Origin of the sequence: Paenibacillus sp. BR1-192, from assembly GCF_029542445.1 — a bacterium.
GTDB classification, from domain to species: Bacteria; Bacillota; Bacilli; order Paenibacillales; family Paenibacillaceae; genus Paenibacillus_AQ; species Paenibacillus_AQ lautus_A.
Genome location: NZ_CP120718.1, coordinates 5,483,908 through 5,503,831, shown reverse-complemented (window position 1 = coordinate 5,503,831; position 19,924 = coordinate 5,483,908). Strand labels below are relative to the sequence as shown.

21 protein-coding genes and 1 tRNA gene are annotated in these 19,924 nt (G+C 50.8%); 16 read left to right on the top strand and 6 right to left on the bottom strand.

Going from position 1 to position 19,924, the window contains the following annotated elements; genetic code table 11:
* Positions 1–67 precede the first annotated feature (67 nt).
* From P0X86_RS24785 to P0X86_RS24775, 3 genes are read left to right on the top strand one after another with little or no spacing between them, the layout of a single operon-like run.
* Positions 68–808, top strand: coding sequence for an MntP/YtaF family protein (locus tag P0X86_RS24785; RefSeq protein ID WP_277746725.1), 741 nt, complete (start codon positions 68–70; stop codon positions 806–808).
* A 9-nt stretch (positions 809–817) separates the two neighbouring features.
* Positions 818–1,417, top strand: coding sequence for a dephospho-CoA kinase (gene coaE, locus P0X86_RS24780; protein ID WP_277746724.1), 600 nt, complete (start codon positions 818–820; stop codon positions 1,415–1,417).
* On the top strand, positions 1,414–1,980 hold the full coding sequence (locus tag P0X86_RS24775; RefSeq protein WP_015736970.1) for a lytic transglycosylase domain-containing protein: 567 nt from the start codon (positions 1,414–1,416) through the stop codon (positions 1,978–1,980). The genes coaE and P0X86_RS24775 overlap by 4 nt, the downstream gene beginning before the upstream one ends.
* A gap of 69 nt (positions 1,981–2,049) precedes the next feature.
* Here the strand turns inward: P0X86_RS24775 and P0X86_RS24770 are convergent, their stop codons facing one another.
* Positions 2,050–2,277, bottom strand: a complete 228-nt coding sequence (locus tag P0X86_RS24770; RefSeq protein WP_053492022.1) for an alpha/beta-type small acid-soluble spore protein — start codon at positions 2,275–2,277, stop codon at positions 2,050–2,052.
* A gap of 147 nt (positions 2,278–2,424) precedes the next feature.
* Here P0X86_RS24770 and nrdR point away from each other — a divergent pair, with 147 nt between their 5' ends.
* The 3 genes from nrdR to tnpA all read left to right on the top strand — a co-directional run bounded on the left by nrdR (position 2,425) and on the right by tnpA (position 3,803).
* Positions 2,425–2,898 carry a transcriptional regulator NrdR gene (gene nrdR / locus P0X86_RS24765; protein ID WP_006212015.1) on the top strand — a complete coding sequence of 158 codons (474 nt, stop codon included), beginning with the start codon at positions 2,425–2,427 and terminating at the stop codon, positions 2,896–2,898.
* 179 nt (positions 2,899–3,077) lie between these two features.
* Positions 3,078–3,150: transfer RNA gene (locus P0X86_RS24760), tRNA-Ala, on the top strand.
* Positions 3,151–3,329: 179 nt separating this feature from the next.
* Positions 3,330–3,803: an IS200/IS605 family transposase gene (gene tnpA, locus P0X86_RS24755; protein WP_277745902.1), complete on the top strand. Its 474-nt coding sequence runs from the start codon at positions 3,330–3,332 to the stop codon at positions 3,801–3,803.
* A 225-nt stretch (positions 3,804–4,028) separates the two neighbouring features.
* On the opposite strand, the gene P0X86_RS33205 is transcribed toward tnpA, so the two are convergent.
* The 3 genes from P0X86_RS33205 to P0X86_RS24745 form a co-directional block, all read right to left on the bottom strand.
* Complete coding sequence (locus P0X86_RS33205; protein ID WP_347177518.1) at positions 4,029–4,709, bottom strand: hypothetical protein; 681 nt, start codon at positions 4,707–4,709, stop codon at positions 4,029–4,031.
* Positions 4,696–5,220: a YhgE/Pip domain-containing protein gene (locus P0X86_RS33200; RefSeq protein WP_347177517.1), complete on the bottom strand. Its 525-nt coding sequence runs from the start codon at positions 5,218–5,220 to the stop codon at positions 4,696–4,698. The genes P0X86_RS33205 and P0X86_RS33200 overlap by 14 nt, the downstream gene beginning before the upstream one ends.
* Positions 5,221–5,428: 208 nt before the next feature.
* Positions 5,429–5,707, bottom strand: coding sequence for a nuclear transport factor 2 family protein (locus P0X86_RS24745; RefSeq protein ID WP_277749092.1), 279 nt, complete (start codon positions 5,705–5,707; stop codon positions 5,429–5,431).
* Positions 5,708–5,789: 82 nt separating this feature from the next.
* On the opposite strand from P0X86_RS24745, the gene P0X86_RS24740 reads away from it, so the two are divergent.
* The 3 genes from P0X86_RS24740 to P0X86_RS24730 all read left to right on the top strand — a co-directional run bounded on the left by P0X86_RS24740 (position 5,790) and on the right by P0X86_RS24730 (position 9,346).
* Complete coding sequence (locus P0X86_RS24740; protein ID WP_277749091.1) at positions 5,790–6,695, top strand: ABC transporter permease; 906 nt, start codon at positions 5,790–5,792, stop codon at positions 6,693–6,695.
* Positions 6,696–6,824: 129 nt separating this feature from the next.
* Positions 6,825–7,736, top strand: coding sequence for a carbohydrate ABC transporter permease (locus P0X86_RS24735; RefSeq protein ID WP_213579513.1), 912 nt, complete (start codon positions 6,825–6,827; stop codon positions 7,734–7,736).
* Between the two features lie 71 nt (positions 7,737–7,807).
* Positions 7,808–9,346: an extracellular solute-binding protein gene (locus tag P0X86_RS24730; RefSeq protein ID WP_277746723.1), complete on the top strand. Its 1,539-nt coding sequence runs from the start codon at positions 7,808–7,810 to the stop codon at positions 9,344–9,346.
* A 72-nt stretch (positions 9,347–9,418) separates the two neighbouring features.
* Here P0X86_RS24730 and P0X86_RS24725 read toward each other — a convergent pair whose 3' ends face one another.
* Together P0X86_RS24725 and P0X86_RS24720 are read right to left on the bottom strand one after the other, a co-directional pair.
* Entirely contained in the window at positions 9,419–10,432 is a 1,014-nt protein-coding gene (locus tag P0X86_RS24725) for an SGNH/GDSL hydrolase family protein (protein ID WP_277746722.1), read from the bottom strand.
* A gap of 42 nt (positions 10,433–10,474) precedes the next feature.
* A complete protein-coding gene (locus tag P0X86_RS24720; protein ID WP_277746721.1) occupies positions 10,475–11,542 on the bottom strand; it encodes a GntR family transcriptional regulator in 1,068 nt (355 codons plus the stop codon).
* Positions 11,543–11,798: 256 nt separating this feature from the next.
* On the opposite strand from P0X86_RS24720, the gene P0X86_RS24715 reads away from it, so the two are divergent.
* The 7 genes from P0X86_RS24715 to P0X86_RS24685 all read left to right on the top strand — a co-directional run bounded on the left by P0X86_RS24715 (position 11,799) and on the right by P0X86_RS24685 (position 19,785).
* A complete protein-coding gene (locus tag P0X86_RS24715) occupies positions 11,799–12,824 on the top strand; it encodes an SGNH/GDSL hydrolase family protein (protein WP_277746720.1) in 1,026 nt (341 codons plus the stop codon).
* 461 nt (positions 12,825–13,285) lie between these two features.
* Positions 13,286–13,960, top strand: coding sequence for a response regulator transcription factor (locus P0X86_RS24710; RefSeq protein ID WP_277746719.1), 675 nt, complete (start codon positions 13,286–13,288; stop codon positions 13,958–13,960).
* Positions 13,957–15,324, top strand: coding sequence for a sensor histidine kinase (locus P0X86_RS24705; protein WP_277746718.1), 1,368 nt, complete (start codon positions 13,957–13,959; stop codon positions 15,322–15,324). The genes P0X86_RS24710 and P0X86_RS24705 overlap by 4 nt, the downstream gene beginning before the upstream one ends.
* Before the next feature lie 312 nt (positions 15,325–15,636).
* A complete protein-coding gene (locus P0X86_RS24700) occupies positions 15,637–17,727 on the top strand; it encodes a BglG family transcription antiterminator (RefSeq protein WP_255250625.1) in 2,091 nt (696 codons plus the stop codon).
* Positions 17,728–17,762: 35 nt separating this feature from the next.
* Positions 17,763–18,206 (top strand): PTS sugar transporter subunit IIA, encoded by a 444-nt coding sequence (locus P0X86_RS24695; RefSeq protein WP_277746717.1) that lies wholly within the window; start codon positions 17,763–17,765, stop codon positions 18,204–18,206.
* Positions 18,203–18,466 carry a PTS sugar transporter subunit IIB gene (locus P0X86_RS24690; RefSeq protein WP_009593269.1) on the top strand — a complete coding sequence of 88 codons (264 nt, stop codon included), beginning with the start codon at positions 18,203–18,205 and terminating at the stop codon, positions 18,464–18,466. Before P0X86_RS24695 ends, P0X86_RS24690 begins: the two co-directional genes overlap by 4 nt.
* A gap of 23 nt (positions 18,467–18,489) precedes the next feature.
* The gene (locus tag P0X86_RS24685; protein WP_015736907.1) at positions 18,490–19,785 is read left to right on the top strand and encodes a PTS ascorbate transporter subunit IIC; all 1,296 of its coding nucleotides are present in this window, start codon (positions 18,490–18,492) and stop codon (positions 19,783–19,785) included.
* Positions 19,786–19,924: the final 139 nt, after the last annotated feature.

Sequence of the window (19,924 nt, the reverse complement as noted above, 5' to 3'; positions counted from 1 at the left end):
GGAGCGCATCGGCAGCTCTTCTTCATGAATGAGCAGCTTGATGTGGAGCTTTGGAGGAGGGAAAAGGGTGCTCAGTCATATTTTCTCGTCTGCCCTGCTGGCCATGGCGTTAAGCCTGGACGGATTTGGGGCAGGGGTTACATACGGTCTGCGCAAAACAAGGATACCGCTGCTGTCTGTATTGATCATCTCGCTGTGTTCCGGTTTGGTGCTTGGCGTCTCCATGCAGGCAGGCGCGCTGCTGCAGCGGTTCTTATCCCCGTCTGCGGCATCCGTGATCGGAGCTGCCATTTTGATGCTGCTGGGCCTATGGTCTTTATATCAGCAGGTTCGGAGAAGCAGCGAGCCTGAAGTGCAGCCGGCATCCGCCGTGGATTCTTCCGCATCGCTTACGGAAACGCCGGGAGCCATTCATCAAGGGACACCGCGTCGTGAAGTTACCACGGCAGGCCAAGAGCAGCTTCAGCGAGCGGTATTCTCCCTTGAAATACCGAAGATCGGCGTCGTCATTCAAATTCTCCGCAGCCCGACGAAAGCGGATCTGGACGACTCCGGCAGCATCTCACCATGGGAGGCGATGTGGCTGGGGATCGCGCTGTCGCTCGATGCGTTCGGAGCCGGGCTCGGCGCAGCGATGCTGGGTTTCTCGCCGCTAGGCACCGCAGCCGTGGTTTCCTTGTTCAGCGGGATATTTCTGGTGCTGGGCATGCGGGTCGGCCTCCGTTTTGCGGCCAAGGGAGGCATGCGTTTTATCTCGTATTTGCCTGCTTTTTTATTAGTTGTCATGGGTATAATGAAGCTGTTATGAGGTGAAGTCATGAATATCGGTTTAACCGGAGGAATTGCAACAGGCAAAAGCACCGTGTCCTCCATGTTGGCCATGAAGGGAGCGCTTCTCGTCGATGCGGATATCATCGCCCGGGAAGTGATGCTCCCGGGTCATCCGGTGCTGGGTAAAGTGACCGAACATTTTGGACAAGCGATCCTGTTTGAAGACGGTACGTTGAATCGAAAGAAGCTCGGGGAGATGATTTTCCATCATCCGGAGCAGAGAGCGGCATTGAATGAGATTACGCATCCGGCAATCCGGCAGGAAATACGGGAACGGACGGAGGCGTATGAACGGCAGCATCCCGACCGGCTCGTGGTAGCGGATATTCCATTGCTGCTGGAGGCAAGGGAAGCCTATCCTTATCTGAAGCAGATCGCTGTTGTCTATGTCCCGCGCGAGCTGCAGCTTGCGCGTTTGATGGAGCGGGACGCTCTTACCCGGGAAGCGGCAGAGGCGCGTCTTAGCAGCCAGATGGACATTGAGGAGAAGAAGCTTCGAGCGGATATCCTGATCGATAACAGCGGCACGTTGGCCGAAACGCAGCAGCAGGTGGACTACCTGTGGAACAGGTTGGTTCAGTTATGAAGTGGCTTCGTAAAAAAAGGGTGCTGCTCCTGCTGTTCGTTTCTTTTGTAGCGCTGCTGTTCCTAAGTTCCAATTGGATGACCCTGCTGTATCCGATCCATTATAAGGATGAGATCCGCAAACATGCCGCTTATTATGAGGTCGATCCGTTTCTGGTGGCCTCGATCATCCGGGTGGAAACGAATTTCAAGCCGGGCAAGGAATCCAAGAAGGGGGCGCTGGGCATTATGCAGCTGATGCCGGATACGGCGAACTGGGCGATGGAAATGGCCAAGCTCCCGTCGGTGAACCTGCTGAGCGTAAAGAATGAAGTGGATGCGAACATCCAGCTGGGCACCTGGTACATTCAGAATCTGCACAAGGAAATGGACGGCAATCCGATTGCCGCCATCGCCGCTTATAACGCGGGCCCGGGGAACGTCAAGAATTGGATCAACAAGGGCATGTGGGACGGAACCTATGAGAACGTGAAGAGTATACCCATCGGGGAAACCCGGCATTATGTACAGCGCGTGATTTATTATTATAATCAATATACGGATGTGTATAAGGGCGGCTTCTAAAGAAAAAAAGAGCGCTGGACAGGCTCTTACTTCGAGCCGCCAACACTCCTTTTTTTAAGGAAGAATCAATTATTGACCGGAGAATTGACCAGCCAATTGTTGCTCGGCCAGGGTTACAAGACGCTTTGTGATGTATCCCCCGATCGAACCGTTCTCATAGGAAGTCATGTTACCTTGGTATCCGTCTTGTGGAATGGAGATACCAAGTTCTTGAGCTACCTCGTACTTCAGTTGCTCAAGAGCAGCGTTTGCGCGAGGAACAACCAGGTTGTTGGAGTTGTTGTTGCTTTGTGCCATGTTAAGTTCACCTCCTTGGGTTGGTAAAAGTATTATGTCTCGGGTCTCGCATTTTCATAACATAAAAGACAAAAGTTTTGCTGGTAAATTTTTCTGACGCCCATTAAGGGCGAATCACGCTGAATACAAAGGAAGTGAAGACAACTTATGAAGTGTCCATATTGCAGTTATGCCGGAACGAAAGTGCTGGATTCCAGGCCTGCCAACGAGAATAAATCCATCCGCCGCCGCAGGGAATGCGAGCAGTGCAGCAAGAGATTCACAACCTTTGAAATGGTGGAGGAAACGCCGCTGATCGTCGTGAAAAAGGATGGGAGCCGCGAAGAGTTCAGCCGGGAGAAGGTGCTCCGCGGTTTGATAAGGGCATGCGAGAAGCGTCCGGTATCCGTGGACCAGCTGGATATGATCGTATCGGATGTCGAGAAGGCGCTGCGCAATACCGCGGCGGCGGAAGTGGAGAGCCGCCAGATCGGGGAGCTTCTGATGGAACGGTTATATCCGGTCGACGAGGTGGCTTACGTTCGGTTTGCGTCCGTATACCGGCAGTTCAAGGATATCAATATGTTCATGAAGGAACTGAAAAGCCTGCTGTCCAAGGATACGGACGTGCAGGAGCTGTAAGAGCGCCACGGTTCTTAAACGACCCTGGTGCTCTTCCGGCGCTCTCATGGCGCCAAATTCTCAACATCGATAAGTGACATTATATAGAGAAGGAAGAAAGGCACTGCGCATTATCAAAAAAGTTCTGAAAAAGTGTTGACATGCCTGCTGATTTTTTATATGATATAGAAGTCGCTTACGGGGCCTTAGCTCAGCTGGGAGAGCGCATCGCTGGCAGCGATGAGGTCAGGGGTTCGATCCCCCTAGGCTCCATACGAAGAGAAACCCTTGAGAAATCAAGGGTTTTTTTGTTTAGGCTTTAGCCAGTTGAGCACGCGAAGCGTGCGAAACATAAAACCACCTGCTATGCGGGTGGAGGAATCAAGGGTTACACCAATAAGACCATTCCGATAACATTGAGATGTTCAGGTTCAACGGAAGGAATGGTCTTAATGGCAAACAAGAATTATAGCTTAGCTCACACGAAGTGGATGTGCAAATATCACATCGTGTTCACCCCGAAGTATAGACGTAAAGAAATATATAATCAAGTGAGAAGAGACTTGATCGAGATCTTCAAGCGTCTATGTAAATATAAGGGAGTGGAAATCATAGAAGGTCATATGATGCCAGATCATGTGCACATGCTGGTAGCAATACCTCCTAAAATAGCTGTATCAACATTCATGGGATATCTGAAGGGAAAAAGTGCGCTAATGATCTTTGAGAAGCATGCCCAATTAAAGTATAAGTACGGGAATCGAAAATTTTGGGCGGAAGGCTATTATGTAAGCACAGTAGGATTAAATGAAGCAACCGTCGCTAAGTATATTCGCGAGCAAGAAGCACATGATCAAGCAATAGATAAGCTGAGTGTAAAAGAGTATGAAGATCCATTCGGTGGTAAAAGTAGCAAAAAGAAATAAACCAGTTTAACTGGTAAGTGGAAGTGACAAATAACACTGAGCCTGAACAGATTTGAGGTCAGGCTAGCGTCTTTAGGCGCAGTTTGGCAACAGGGGGTTATACCCCAAGTGCAAACCACCCGTTGGACGGGTGGTTCTGATTTTTATAACTTTTTAATATTTCCCAGAAAATTCAATTATTACATGAGCGTAAAAAAAGGAAGTACAACGCATCGTTGATTGTTCTTACTTTATTGTATCGCCTGTAACAGAAGTAGGGGCGGCATCTGTCGCTCGATTTGCCTTAAATCCGGAAGAGAGCAGCAAGACCAAAAATCCACCGGCGACGACCCACAAAATCAAGGCGTTTGAGTGAGCGGCGTCCAGTCCGCCGAAGTACATGACTTCCCGTAGCCCTCCTGCCGCGAACCGCAGTGGAGTCCACGAATAGATCCAATCTCGCGTCGTCTGCGACAAGAACTCCGGAGCCATGTTCAGGAGCGGCACCGAGAAGAACATCAGCAGTACGAGCAGCGGTATTGCACGGAATCCGATCCAATTCAGCAAGGAAGATTGCAACAAGAAGAACGCCGATCCAGCCAACCATAAGAACAACCACGTCTCCCCCGCGTTCGCGAGCTCCATGCCGTACCACGACGAAGCCATCCATATGGTGAAGCATGAGGCTATGCCGACGATCGCAAGCCCCGCGATAGCTTGCAGCGCGCTGACTGTCCATCTCCTTGAACCCGCGGCGACCGCCTTCTGGCTAGCCAGGAGCAAGACGACTCCGGTCACCATGCTGCCGATCCATATAATCTGGGTAAACAAACCCGGCGCATTTCCCGCCGCATTATTCACTCCCGGTGGATGCACGACTTCCTCCTGAACGTTCACCGGTGTCATTAAAGCTTTAGCCGTCTCCATGGGAATTTGCTCCGTTTGCTGGTCCGGTCTGCCCAAGCAGCTGCTGCAACAGTTCCCCATTGATCATGTTCATCGCTTGCCCCATTGCCTGTCTTACGACCATCGAGGCTTGGGTGTTCATACCCTCGTTGGAGATGATTCTCACATTAGGGTGAATCGGCGAGTGAGTCGCTAACGAGAGTAAACCGCTGCTCAGATTCGCAGGAATCACCATCGCTCCGTAATATTCGCGTTTATCCAGTCCATCCCGAGCCTTTTCCTCGGAATCCACGACATGCCAGACAAACGGCATTGCCGGGCTCGACAGCAACTTTTCCCGGATCATTTCCCCTATCGCAAACGTTTCTCCAGTCGGCAGCTCCGCCGGCTTGTCAAGGATAACAAGGGCCACCGGAACCTCCTTTGGCTTCGATCCAAGCACCGATCCCATCATCGCTAACCCGAATACGGTCAACACGATCAGGACGAGCACCATGCCCAGCCACATCATTTTTTGTGTCAGCATTTTCATGATCCACTACTCCTTGTCTCTTTAAGTCCACCATATAATATGGCTGCATCACACGATCACTTCATGGCAATGAACAAAAAGAGCGTTGCTGCAGCAACGCTTCTGTATCTTTTTGATTACAAAATGGATTGCTCAAGTACATTCGTGAAGCGCAAGACATCACCGCACTTACATTTCGGCGATGCCTTGCGATTTAGCTACACAAATTTCAAAATCTACTGTTCGAATTTTTTCGTTTTTCTGCCGGCAGTATGGCCTCGATTACGTCCCAATGCTCAGCGATCTTTCCATCCTCTACGCGGAACAAATCGTAGAAAGCGGTATGTTGACCATCAAACAGACCTTCACTCATTGTAAGGACAAAATCGCCTTGTCCGATTACTTGGTGGACATGAGTATATTGAAACTCAATATTTCTCTCCTTCAGAGCCTGCAAAGCAGCGTGAAGACCGGAAAGGCCGTCTGCAATATGCGGACTATGCTGAATGTAGTGATCTCCATCAAAGTAAGAGGCCAGCAGGTCAGGGCTCTTCCGACCAGCTCGAATGGAGGGATACTATAATTTGAGAATGTTCAGGGATCTTGTAAAGAACCGGGGCTTGTATACGATGGCGATACCGGGAATCATCTTTCTCGTTGTCTTCTCCTATATTCCTCTGTCCGGACATCTGCTAGCGTTCAAGGACTTTCAGATCAGCAAAGGCATATGGGGCAGTGATTGGGTGGGGCTGGACAACTTCCGCTTCTTTTTCTCCAATCGGGATTGGATTCAAGTTACGGTCAATACGGTTTATTTAAATGCGCTGTTCATTATTTTCGAAATGGTCTTTGCGCTTCTCATTGCGCTGTTCTTGAACGAGATTCGCTTGAAATGGTTTAAACGTACGATCCAATCCGTCGTCTTCCTTCCTTATTTCATTTCCTGGGTCGTCGTTGGGTATATGACATTCATTCTATTCAACAATACGGACGGTCTGATTAACCGCGTGCTGAGCATGAGCGGACTTCAAGCCGTCGATTGGTACCAGACCCCGTGGGTGTGGCCGATTATTCTAACCATAACGCGAATCTGGAAGAGTGCCGGTTACTACTCGATTATTCTGCTCGCTGCCATAACCGGTTTCTCCTCCGACTATTATGAGAGCGCCCGCCTGGACGGAGCCACGAGGCTGCAGCAGATGAAATACATTACGCTGCCTTTGCTGAAGCCGCAAATCATCATTCTCGTCCTCTTGGGAGTCGGACGGATTTTCTACGGGGATTTCGGCATGATCTACGGAATTATCGGGGACAACGGGATTCTATTTCCGACGACCGATGTCATCGATACATATTCCTATCGGGCGTTAAGGCAGCTTGGTAATTTCAGCATGTCATCGGCTATCGTGTTCTATCAGTCCATTATGGGGCTTATCGCCGTCGTTTCGTTTAATGCGCTGGTTCGGAGAATCGATAAAGACTCCAGATTATTTTAAGAGGTTGCTCAAAAGGTCATCTTTCCAAGACGAAGCGAGTCATGAAAGTGGACTCGACATCGAATCTTGAACTGATTTTTTGAACTCACCGCATTAATTTAGCGAAATTCAAAGGGAGGTGAATTCCGAATGAATCGTCCGGTTGCTCTGATCCCGCCCCCACGAGTCCGACGGACAAACGGATTCTCCGATAAAATGGCGGTGTTCTTGTTCGGGCTGTTTTTGATTCTATTTGCGCTGGTTTGTTTGTTTCCTTTTTGGCTGATGGTCATCAATTCGTTCTCCAGCACCCGAAGCTTGGCGGTGAACGGATACTCCGTATGGCCGGATGAATTTACGCTGGAGTCGTATCGTTTCCTCCTCCAGGGCAAGCAAATGTTTACCAGCTATGGCGTCACCATTGCGGTAACAGCCATCGGAACCGTAATCGGCCTCGTTGTCACCGCGTTGTTTGCATACGTGCTGGCCCATCCGAAGAACCGGTACGGCGGCTTCCTCTCGTTCATGACCTACGTGCCGATGGTCTTCGGCTCGGGGCTCGTCGGCTTCTATCTTCTGGTCGTTCAATGGCTGCATCTGAAAGATACGTTGTGGGCGCTTGTGCTCCCTTACGTCATGAATCCGTTCTTTGCGTTTATCTTAGTCTCGTTCTATCGCTCGCTGCCTTATGAGCTGAACGAATCGGCTAACATGGACGGCGCCGGAGAGTGGACGATCTTCTTCAAAATTATCCGGCCGATCTCAACGCCGGTTATTGCGACGATCAGCTTGTTCTACGCGCTGCAATATTGGAACGATTGGTGGCTGTCGCTTCTGTTTATCGACAACAGCGATATGTACCCGCTGCAGCTGCTTCTTCGGCAGCTCATGTCGCAGATGCAGCTCACGTCGCTCAATCACGGGAATGTGCTGACGCTGCCGCCGGCGGAAGGGGTCAAGTTGGCAACGGTTTGCCTGACGATCGGCCCGATTATACTCGTCTATCCGATGGTTCAGAAATATTTCGTCAAAGGTCTGACCCTCGGCTCGGTGAAAGGTTAAGTATAAGAGGTTCCTGATAACCTGGCTTTTTGAACACGTATTGTAAGATTTATTTGAAGGGAGTCATTTACATGGCCAAATCAAAACGTAAATTCTTGGCGACGGCGCTGCTCGGACTAGCCATCGCTTTGTCCGGATGCTCCGGATCCGGCGGGGATGCCTCCGCGCCGGGCGATGCAGGGGAAACCGGCGATCCGTCCCTTGAACCGGTCACTTTGGAGGTTGTCATTCCGGGGGCAAAGGGAGCTAACTATGACGAGGTGCTGACCGAAGTCAACAAGCGATTAAAAGCCGAAATCAATACGCAGGTTAAATTTACATTTGTCGACTTTGCCGATCTAAATCAGAAGACCAACGTCATGCTGGCTTCGGGAGAGAGCGTGGATTTGATGTTTGATGCCCCGTGGCTGCATTTGGACACGATGGCTTCCCAGGGCTATTACGAAGAATTAAGCGAACTGCTGGACCAATACGGCCCTAATGTGAAAAAGACGAGGCCGCAACAAATGTGGGACGCGAACAAAATTAACGGTAACATCTACGGTGTTCCCTTGGGAAGCGCCTATACCCAACAGAGATCGATTTTCATACGAAAGGACCTGAGGGAGCAGTTAAACTTGCCGCCCGTAAAGACGTATGAAGATCTAAAAGCTTATCTCTACGCCGTTCGTGACAGTAACTCCGGCATCACGCCGCTCCTCGCGGGCGCTGACGACGTCACCTACAGCTGGGTCAACTGGCTGATCCGGGACGATACCGGCGTCAACATTCGTCCAACGAATTTTGCTGGCGCCAGCTTGATGCTGTATTACAAGGGCAACGATGGAAAGGTCTATAACTTCTTTGAAACCCAGGAACCAAAGATCTGGTCCGGCATCCAGGATGTCCGCCAGCTGTTCGTTGACAAAGTCATGTCGCAGGACGTTTTGACGAATAAAAGCAGCCCGGGAGACATGCAGCTCCAGAACAAAGTTGCGGCCACGCCCCAAATGGCCTTTGGCATTCCCAAAACGTACAACGACCAGTTGAAGCAGGTCGTGCCCGATGGAGAGCTGGAAGCCGTCCGTCTATTCGATCTGACGCCTGGAAAGAACCTATCCAATTACAAAATGGATAATTTCATCTGTATTGTGAAGACGAGCAAACATAAAGACCGTGCGATGATGTTCCTCGATTGGGCCAACCGGCAGGAGAATTATGATTTGTTGGAGCACGGCATCGAAGGCGTGAACTGGAAAGCGGTCGGCGAGCATCAATACGACACGTTGAACAACGATGGCGGCATTGTCTCGTTCCAGCTCATGTTGAATCCAACGTTAGAGCGGGAGTGGGCCGGTATCGACGAAGAGACCCGAGAGTATAGTCAATTCATTACGCAAGCCGACAACTTCACGAAGGATATCATGACCGGCTTCACTTTCGATCCGACGCCGGTGAAGAACGAAGTGGCCCAGTTCGCGACCATTCAGGCCAAATATTATAGCGGATTATTTAACGGCGCGCTTGATCCGGACGAATACTTCGCCAGATTCAAAACGGAAGGCGAAGCGGTGCTGAAGCAAATCCAGACTGAACTACAGAATCAGGTAGACGCCTTCTTGGCAAAATAAAAGGGTTCCCTGTCCATTGAGAACGGCGATACGAAAAAAAGGACCGCTTCCTATACGGAGCGGTCCTTTTCGTTATGTTCTAGCAGCTGCCGGGGAAGGAGGGGACAGGGAACAAACCTGACGGATCGTCGCAGCCAAGTGTTCGGCCATTTGCCGATGCTTCTTGACGGAGGGGTGTCCGCAGCCTCCCATGCCGTCTTCCGGCCGTTTAATGAGCGGGAATTCGACGAAATGAATATTGTTGTCGCCTTCTTCGTTAAGGCTTTTGACGAGAGCCTTCAAATGGGGGGCGGGGCCGAGGGTCATCGGACCGATTGCGCAGAACAATGGGACGGACGGATATCTATTGCGAATAAAACCCGTCATTTTGCGATATTGTTCAAGGTAATCCGCAGGCTCGATGGGCGCGGACCAATCATTGGTCCCGAGATTTACGACAACGAACTCAGGATGAAACGGGTCCATGGCTTCTTGATCGAGATCAGGACAGATGGTTTTCATGAAATAATCCGACATGCGGCCTTCCTTGCCACCGCCGAAATTCTGATAGCATCCCGTACCGGATGCGCCCACAATCAATGTTTCGGCATTCAGAAGTTGACCGGTCAGCGAGCTGTAAGCAAGCGCGATATTTTCGCGAGAAGCATCGCAGTCGCAGGGAATCTGCGCTTCGTTGCCGAAGCCGCAGGTGATCGAATCGCCGATGACGAGCAGACGATGGGGAAGAGGGGCTGGCGGGCTCAGAAAAGCTCCGTTCTCCGTCGTCAAATCGGTAAATTTAATGCTGCCGAATGCCGCTTCCGTACGCTTCTGCAGCGTTAAGGTATGGGGCGCGTCTTCAAGGTCATCCGCAAGCTGGTACAGCCGGTTATCCGGATCGATTCTCATCACCCTTACCGGAAGATCGTCGATATAGACGTTAAGCCAGCTTTTCCCCTCTCCGTTGACATCCTCGATCTCGGCCGTTATTTCCCGTCCATGAAAGCGCACGGTTATCGCACTGCCGGGAAGAAAACAAGAGATGCCATCCGGCTCTTGATGAAAGAGCCCGTGTCTCAGACTGGAAGTCGAAAAGTCGAATTTCATAACGCATTCCTTCCTTTCATTGATCTATTTGAGCTGACAACGTTAGGCATAAGGGTTCTCGCAAGTAGACTCCCGGATCACCAAAGAAACACCCGACAATATTTTCGTGTTACGTCCATGAGTTTTGCCTAGAATAACCTGGTGAAGTAAATTCGCAGCGTTTCTGCCGATTTCCTCGAAATCTTGCCGGACGGTAGACAGTCCGATCGATAGGTTGCTGGAATGGTCCCAATCGTCGAATCCCATAATGGAAACATCCTGCGGAATTCTAACGCGGCGGTCGGTCAGCTTCTCGATCATTTCTATGGCAAGTTTGTCATTGCAGCAAAACAAAGCGGTAACATCCCGCTTCAAAATACTGTCGGCTAGTACGTCATAGTCCACGCGGGTCAGCAAGTTATCGTCGGTTACCGGAAATCCTGCCTGACGCATGGCACTGCAGTAGCCGGCGAACCGCTCCTGCTCGGAGTGAAGAAAGAAGTGATAGCTTGCAAACTTTATTTTGGTGTGCTTCAGACGCATCAGCTCCCGGGTGGCCAGGATCGCCCCGTCGTAGTTGTTGCTTCCGGAAAAATAGCTGGGATGATCCACATTGTACCGGTCTACCAACAGATAGGGGATGTTGTTTTGTTCGATGATTAGGTAGTTATCCTTGCTCTGGATCGGATCGAACGGATAAATCAAGAAGCCGTCGACTTTCCGGTCCAGCATTTTCTGAATGGATGATTGTTCAACGGCCAAATTTTCATTGCTCCATTCCACGATTAAGGAGTAATTGAATTCGGCGGCCACTTGCTGCGCGCCTTTGATGATTTTCATATACGATACATCGTAATTGTCCTCTGCCGATAAGATAAACGCGATCAAGTGACTCGAATGGTCCGCGGCTTGAGCTCCGTTTACAAAAGAGCCTTTTCTTTTGATTCGGGTGATTGCGCCTTCGTTTGCCAGCTCCGTCATCGCTTTTCGAATCGTTATTCCGCTTACATGAAATTGTTTCATCAGGTCTTCTTCATTCGGCAGTTTATCGCCGGGTCGAAGCTTGCCGACTTGAATCTGATGCAGCAGCGCTTGTTTAACCGTCATGTACTTCGGCTCGTTCACAATCATTCTCCTCTTTTTACAAACTGATGATAAGTTTGGCATGTTAAATGATTGTATAAAAGTATACTTTATTAATCTATTGAAATCAAGCTTATAAACTGGCGTTACTTTTAATGTATATATTATAGTAGGGAAATTGCTTTTAATTGACTCTATGCCTATGGATTGATAATATAAATATAGATTTATTGATGAAATAAAGTATACTTTATTATTCGCTAGTTCAATTTTGATATCAATACAAAAGCTGAAAGGAGGGATTATGTTGGAGTTTAGCTTTGCCGAATTTGCCAGGCTGATGGGGAGATTTGATCTGACCGAGAGAGAGAAGCCGAAATGCGCCTGGGTCAACAGCGCGGTTTTTCTTGCCTTCCGAGGTACGGCCGTCTCGATGACGGCTGAGGATTCCGATGGCCAGGATTACGTTGAAATTGTAGTGGACGGTGTCGCTCGTAATTGGATCAACTTGAAGAAGGGGGTTCATCAATACATAATCGAACAGGGACTGCCGGAGGGTGAACACACTTTAGAGATCCACAAGCGAACGGGGATCCTGACCGGAAGTATAGCATTTCATCAGTTTTCGCTGCCCGACGGCGGAAGCTTCCTTGCCCCGCCCGCGGCAAAACCACTCCGGCTTGAGTACTTCGGGGATTCCATCACGGATGGAGCAGGGATCGGCCATCCGCATGTGCTCGCTGAAGCCCCGCATCTTGACGACGGATACATGTCCTATGTCGGAATCAGCGCCAGAATGTTGAATGCGGAATATCATACGATGGCCATTTGCGGGATCGGCGTTTGGCAGGATGCGGTAGGGAACAAGCAAGGATTGCCGGAACATTTTTCAGGGTCGCTCGGCAAAGGGACCGCGCCATGGGACTTTTCCCGGTATACTCCTGATGGAGTCGTCATTAATTTGGGCCAGAACGATTATTCGACGCCAATTGATGATGAGGCGTATATTGCCGCTTATATTGAATTCATCCAGGTTATCTTGGATAAGTATAACGATCCCTACGTCTTTTGTTGTGTTGGAACCATGAATAACAACTATCTTGCCAGTGTGAACAAGGTGGTGTCTTATTTCAATCAAAGCGGAAACAGGAAGGTATTCGTGGTTGATCTGGGGTTGATTCATCCCGAGGTGGAAGGATGGGGCGGCCGATATCATCCCGGCTATCAGACGCATTACCGAATGGGCTTGGAGCTTGCCTCTTTTATATCCGCCAAGACTGGTTGGGAATTGCTTAAGCGTCCGTCGATCGCCACGGAATGCGTGTTTTGAAATCGTCCTGCAGCGGATCGGATGCCAACCAAAAACATCGGAAAACGAATTGGTAGAAAAAGTCGGCCTGAATTGGCCGACTTTTTTGGTATGCCGTAGAGGGGAGCTATGCACATGGTTTGTTCATGTTCCGTTCATATTGATGTCACTGGCAGTTCATCTTCCTTGATTAAACTTGGTTAAGCATCACTCGATAGCTTTCCCATTCAACGGAAAAGACTGGAGATGATGCGGCCGGTTCGAGGCTCGAGATTTCATTTGCTGGCTAAGAATAAGGGCTGAAGACAAGGGATTGGACGAACAAAAAGCCGCGGAATGCGCGGCCTTTTTTAGCGTAGGCTAGAATGCAAATTAGACGCACAATTGCCGCACCATTTGAACCAATCCCCATAACCCTTGTATATAGAATAGTATATAGTTATTACACAATATGGGATGGAAATGAAAGAAAGAGGGAACCTATGCCTACTATACTGGTTGCTGACGACGACGCGAACATTCGCGAACTCGTCTGTTTATTTCTACGCAATGACGGATTCACCACAGTCGAGGCGGCTGACGGCAAGGAAGCGCTCAGCGTCTATGGCTCGACACCCGTCGATCTTGTCGTGCTTGATATTATGATGCCGATGATGGATGGCTGGACGTTATGCAAGGAGCTTCGAAGAGCCAATCCGGATTTGCCACTGCTTATGCTGACGGCGAGAGGCGAAACCTGGGAAAAAGTGAAGGGTTTCGAGCTTGGGACGGACGATTATTTAACGAAACCATTCGATCCGTTGGAGTTGACTGTCCGCGTTAAGGCATTGCTGAAACGATATCGGATCGGCTCCACACAGACGATCCAGTTCGGCAACGTCATTCTCGACAGGCAGACCTATAAGGTGAGCAACGGGCCGGAGACGTTCACGCTGCCGCTCAAAGAGTTCGAATTGCTGTACAAGCTCGCTGGGACACCCGGACAAGTCTATACACGCGAGCAGCTGATCGATCAGATTTGGGGAATCGACTACGCAGGAGATGATCGAACGGTGGATGTGCATATTAAACGTCTTCGCGAAAGGTTCGCAACGACGCCGGATTTCCGGATCGAAACGGTGCGCGGGCTGGGGTACCGGCTCGAGGTCTATGAATGATCAGATCCTTATATATTCGAGTAGTCCTGACGTTTCTAGTGTCCGTCATCGGGGGCACGATCCTTTCGTTTTTTATGTCTACTTGGATGTTCAAGGAACAATTGAACGAGAACGCGCAAATCAACTTACGCCACTTCGGTCAAGACGTCGTCCGGATATACAAGACACTGCCGTTACGCGAAGCCGACTTGTTCGTTAGTGAAATGAAGCAGCTCGATTCCTATTATATCCGCATCTACGAAGCGGCGGGCCAGTTCCAGGCTTACGGCAAGCTTAACGGACACAAGCCTGCTGAAGTAACGATGGATAAACTACAGCAAGTAATCGAAGGAGGCGTTGTTCAAGACACGCAGAAAGGCATTGCTACGGTGCTTTTAGGGCTGCCGTTGAAAACGGAAACGGGAACGAAAGCGATGTTCCTGGAAATGCTCGCCCCTCCTTCTGCCTCTTTTGTCGTCAAATGGGGATCGATCTTTGCTACCAGTTCGTTGATTACAGGGAGCTTATTGATCCTGATTGCCTCCATCTACTTGGTAAGGCCGATCAAAAAGCTGACAAAAGCGACCCGACGCATTGCAGCCGGAGATTTCAGCGTCAAGCTGAATATTAAGCAAACAAGCGAGCTGGGTACGCTGGCTCGCAGCTTTGAAGACATGATGCACGAGCTCCAGCAGTTGGAGCAGCTGCGCAGGGAATTCGTAACGAACGTGTCGCACGAGGTGCAATCGCCGCTCACCTCGATTTCCGGGTATGCTCAAGCGCTGAAGCAGGTAAATCTCTCGGATGACGAGCGAAGACGTTATCTGGATATTATCATCGCTGAAGCGAAGCGAATGTCCAAAATGAGCGACAGCCTGCTCAAGCTGAGTTTGCTTGAATCCCAGTCACAGCAGCTGGGGCTCAGCACGCTCAGCCTGGATGAACAGATCAGACGGGTCATCGTGGCGCTCCAGCCGCAATGGGCTGCCCGCAGCATTCAGTTTGAGCTTGATTTGCAGCCCGTTAAAGTTACGGCCGATCATGATCAATTAAACCAGGTATGGACGAACATCATTGGCAACAGCATCAAATTCTCAAAGGATGGCGGCGTGATTAACGTCAGCATCAAACAAGACATGAATAACGTGACCGTCCGAATATCCGATACGGGCATAGGGATTTCCCTTGAGGATCAGAAGCGCATATTCGAACGTTTCTTTAAAACAGACCGTTCCCGCAGTCGTAAATATGAGGGCAGCGGCATGGGACTCGCCATTGTTAAGCAGATCGTATCGCTTCATCAAGGCGATATCCGAGTGGAAAGCGAACCTGGCCAAGGAACGACCTTCATCGTCACCTTGCCAATCATGACGCCGGCGAATTAGTTAGATTCTGTGGGGATCGATCCGCAAACACCGATGATGACCGGTTCGTGAAAACTGACCGTGCCGAATGAAAGGATGCGATTTTTGCCAAGTCACGATGACCAGGGCAGTCGCGAAGTTGAACCATATCTTATACAGGCCATGGGGCCTGTTTTTTTTTGCCCATTTCACTAGAGTACATTTTTGCACAAATCGGGCTCCATGAATTGAACTGTCCTTGAACAATTGCCTATAGGTATAATCAAATTGCAAAAAGCACGAAACTAACGGCAAAGGAGTTGATGCCGTATTCTGGATGAACGCAGTACCAAGATGTTGACGCTGCTCCATGAGGCAGCCGATTATGTATCGCTGGAAGAACTGATGCAGAAGCTCGGCATCTCCAGACGAACCGTTTACTATGATATGGACAAAATAAACGACTGGTTGAAAGCGGTTCAACTTCCATCGGTCCAATATGTCAGGACAGCAGGCTACTATTTGCCTGAAGAAAGCCGGGCGGGGCTTCCGCAGTTGAATGAAAAGCCCCATGCACAGCAGTATTATTTGTCTCCGCGCGAAAGGCTGGCCTGGATGTCGCTCTACCTGCTGTCGGCGGAGAGTCCGCTCTTCGTTCACCATCTGACCGAACTTCTCCAGGTTAGCCGCGGCACCGTGCTCAAGGATTTGAACATGGTCCGCTCGGAGATGAAGTCCGTAAAACTCAAGGTAACCTACGACCGTAAGCGGGGGTACGGCGTACACGGGGAGGAGCGGGACAAGCGGAAGACACTGAGCCATTACTTCGGGCAGATTTTCGGTCATGCGGGCTGGGAACAGGCATTCAACCTGAACCCGGAATCGGGAATTCCCGATCTCGCCCCACTCCTGTTTCCGCCTATGGAAGAGGGAGGTTTGGAGCAAGTCTATCGCCTGATCTCGGATAGCGAGATCACGCTGGGCGTAGATTTGACGGATGAGATGCTGTTTCATCTGACCGCCCGCTTCCTGTTGTATGTAAGACGGATTCAAACCGCGCAATGGGTCTCGATCGACGATGATGAACGAAGCGTTCTGCGGAGGACGCCAGAGTATGAAGCTGCCGCGCGTATTGCGGAAGGTCTCGGGCAAATGTTCGGCGTTTCCGTTCCGGATGATGAAGTCTGCTACTTCGCGATGCATCTGCTGGGGGCGAGAGTCAATCGGATGGAACAGATGACGGGTTCCGAAGAAGTGCTGAAGCAGCTTCGGAACGTGACGACGGAGATGACCGACCATTTTCAACGGTATGCCTGCGTATTTCTGCCGAACCGGGAAGCCATGGAGGAGAATCTGCTGGTCCACTTGAAACCGGCTTATTACCGGATCTTGTATGGTCTCAGCCTGGAAAATCCGCTGCTCGAAAATATCCGTTCCAAGTACGGGGAAGTATTCGAGCTTACCCGCCGTTCCGCCGCACCGTTCGAGCAGTTGGTTGGACGTAAACTTGACGATCACGAGATCGGATACCTCGCCATGCACTTCGGCGGTTGGCTGCGCAGAGAGAATACGAAGCCGGCCGTAAGGCGGCAGGCCGCCATCGTCTGCGTGAACGGCATTTCCGCATCGCGGATGCTGAAATCGCAGCTGGAGAACCTGTTCTCGGCAGTGGACATCACAGCCGTATTGTCGCTCCGCGATTATGAGTCGTTTCGCGAAGAAGATGTCGATTTTATATTCTCGACGGTACCGCTCCCGGACAGCAAAGTGCCCGTTCTCCTGGTGAATCCGATTCTGAGCGATAAGGATAAGGAGCATTTGCTGAACCAGATCAACATGGTTTCCGGACGCAAATCAAGAACCCAGGCCAACACGGTACAAGCGCTGCTGGACATCGTCCATAAATACGCGGCGGTAAGGGATGAAGCCGGACTTGCGGAGGAGCTTAACCGCTACATGTCCTTAGGGAAAACTTGGCTCAGCGAGGCTCGCAAGCCATCTCTGACGGATCTGCTCACCGGGCAAATGATTCGGATGAACAGAGAAGCGGCAGATTGGCGGAGCGCCATACGCGAAGCCTCCGAACCGCTGCTGAAGGATGGACGCATCGAAGAGGCTTACATTGATGCGATGATCTCCAAAGTGGAAGCGCTCGGCCCTTACATTGTCGTAGCACCTGGCATCGCCATCGCGCACGGCAAGCCGCAGGATGGAGTCCGGCGGCTTGGGATCAGTCTGCTCCGGCTGGAGCAGCCCGTCGCCTTCTCGGAGGAAGCGCGCCACCAGGTGCAGATCATTCTGGTCCTGGCGGCGATTGACGGCGAATCCCACCTGAAAGCACTGTCGGAGCTGACGCTCCTGCTGAGAGATAAGGAAAACCTGATCCGACTGAAAGAGGCCAGGACGAAAGAACAGATACTTCAACAATTACAAACCGGTCCTTAGCACCGAACAGAATACCGGATTTGGGAGAGATGAGAATGAAATTTTTGGAACCGTCACTAATTGCCTTGGATGTTGAGGCCGAGACGGCGGAAGAAGCGATCCGTTTGGCAGGGGCGCTGCTGGCGAATGCCGGAGCGGCGGAAGAACGTTATGCCGATGCCATGGTGGAATCGTATCGTGACAAAGGGCCGTACTTTGTTCTTGCGCCGCACATCGCCCTACCGCATGCCCGTGCGGAGGACGGGGTGAGGGAAGCCTCCGTCTCGCTGCTTCGATTGAAGACACCCGTCGTTTTTGGCCATGCCGCCAATGACCCGGTCCAGCTTGTATTCGCGCTCGGCGGCTCATCAAGCTCGGAGCACATCGCCATGCTGCGCAAGCTGACGACATTGCTCAGCAATCCGGGCAACGTGGAGCTATTCAAGCAGGCATCTGATGTAGAGTCAATGCAACAACTAATTAGGGGGAACGAACAATGAAAATTTTATGCGTATGCGGTTTAGGACAAGGAACCAGCTTGATTCTGAGAATGAATGTGGAGAATGTGCTGAACGGCATGGGAGTAAACGCCGACGTGGAGCACACGGACGTTTCGACGGCATCGGGAACCGCAGCCGATTATATCATTACAAGCAACGAGCTGGCACAAAGCCTGCAAGGGCATGAAGCCAAGGTCGTTATCGTCAACAACTATTTTGACAACGACGAGATCAAACAGAAGCTGGAAGAAGTGCTGTAAACCATTAGAAAGGAAGAGGGCTTATGGACGTACTTTTTTGGATCGCTACCAACATTTTTGGAACGCCGGCCATTCTGCTCGGGTTTATCGTTCTGATCGGCCTGCTGCTGCAGAAGAAATCAACGAGTCAGCTCGTAAGCGGCACCTTTAAAGCGATCATCGGCTTCCTCATCATCGGCGCAGGCTCCGACGTTATCGTAAAAGCCTTGAACGTATTCGAGCCGATGTGGAAAGAAGTCTTCGGATTGGAAAGCGGATCCCTCGGTACCTTTATGGGGCAGGAGGCATTCAATTCCAAATTCGGCAGCGCCGTTACGCTTGCCATGCTCATCGGCTTTCTGATCAACGTTCTGCTGGCACGCTTTACCCGGTTTAAATTTATTTATCTGACCGGGCACATGATGTTCTGGACGTCGACCGTTTTTGCGGGCGTCATCGTCCATGCGTCCAGCGGAATTCCGATCTGGAAGCTGGTACTGATGATCGCCGTGGTTCTTGGGGTGTACTGGACGTTCCAGCCGGCGCTGGTTCAGCCGTTCCTGCGTAAAATCACGGGCAACGATAACATTGCGCTTGGACACACGTCGGCTTCGGTTGCGCTATTGGCTGCCTTGTTCGGCAAATTGCTCGGCAACAAAAACAACGATTCCGAGAAAATCAAAGTACCGAAAGGCTTCGAATTTCTTCGCGATTCCAACGTCATCACGGCGCTCAGCATGGGCGTGTTATTTCTGATCGGGGCCATTATTCTCTCGACGAAGGGCACGCCGGCTGCGGCAGAACTGATGAAACAATCGGGTGACCAGAACTTTATCATCTATTCCATTATCCAATCGTTCACGTTCGCAGGCGGAATCGCCATCGTTCTGATGGGGGTCCGGATGTTTGTCGGCGAGCTGGTGCCGGCCTTCAACGGGATTGCTACCAAACTCGTGCCAGGCGCCAAACCGGCACTGGATGCGCCAGTCGTATACCCTTACGCGCCGAATGCGGTAGTGCTTGGCTTCCTGGGAGCTTTCGGTGGCGCGATTATCTGGCTGCTCGTACTGGGCAACACCGTTTCTTACATCTTCGTGCCGACGATGATCGTTCTATTCTTCCACGGCGCTACGGCAGGGGTGTTCGGGAACTCGACAGGCGGTGTCCGCGGTGCCGTGATCGGCGGCTTCATCACGTCAACCGTAGTCGCTTGGGGTCAGTTCCTGATGGTCCGCTTCTTTATCGCCTCGACGGTGCCGGATACGGCCATGTGGGCTGCCGATTCCGACATGTTCATCATCGGACCGATTCTGCACTTCCTGGCGAAACTGTTCTTTTAGAGGTTAAACAAAAAAGTCGGCTTTGGATCACGAGATAGATCAGAAAGCGGTCTAAGGCGTTGAGAGAAGCCGGCTTTTTTGAACATGCACTTTTATGAAACGGTCAGGTTCTTATTTTATAGAGAGTGGAGGAGAAACG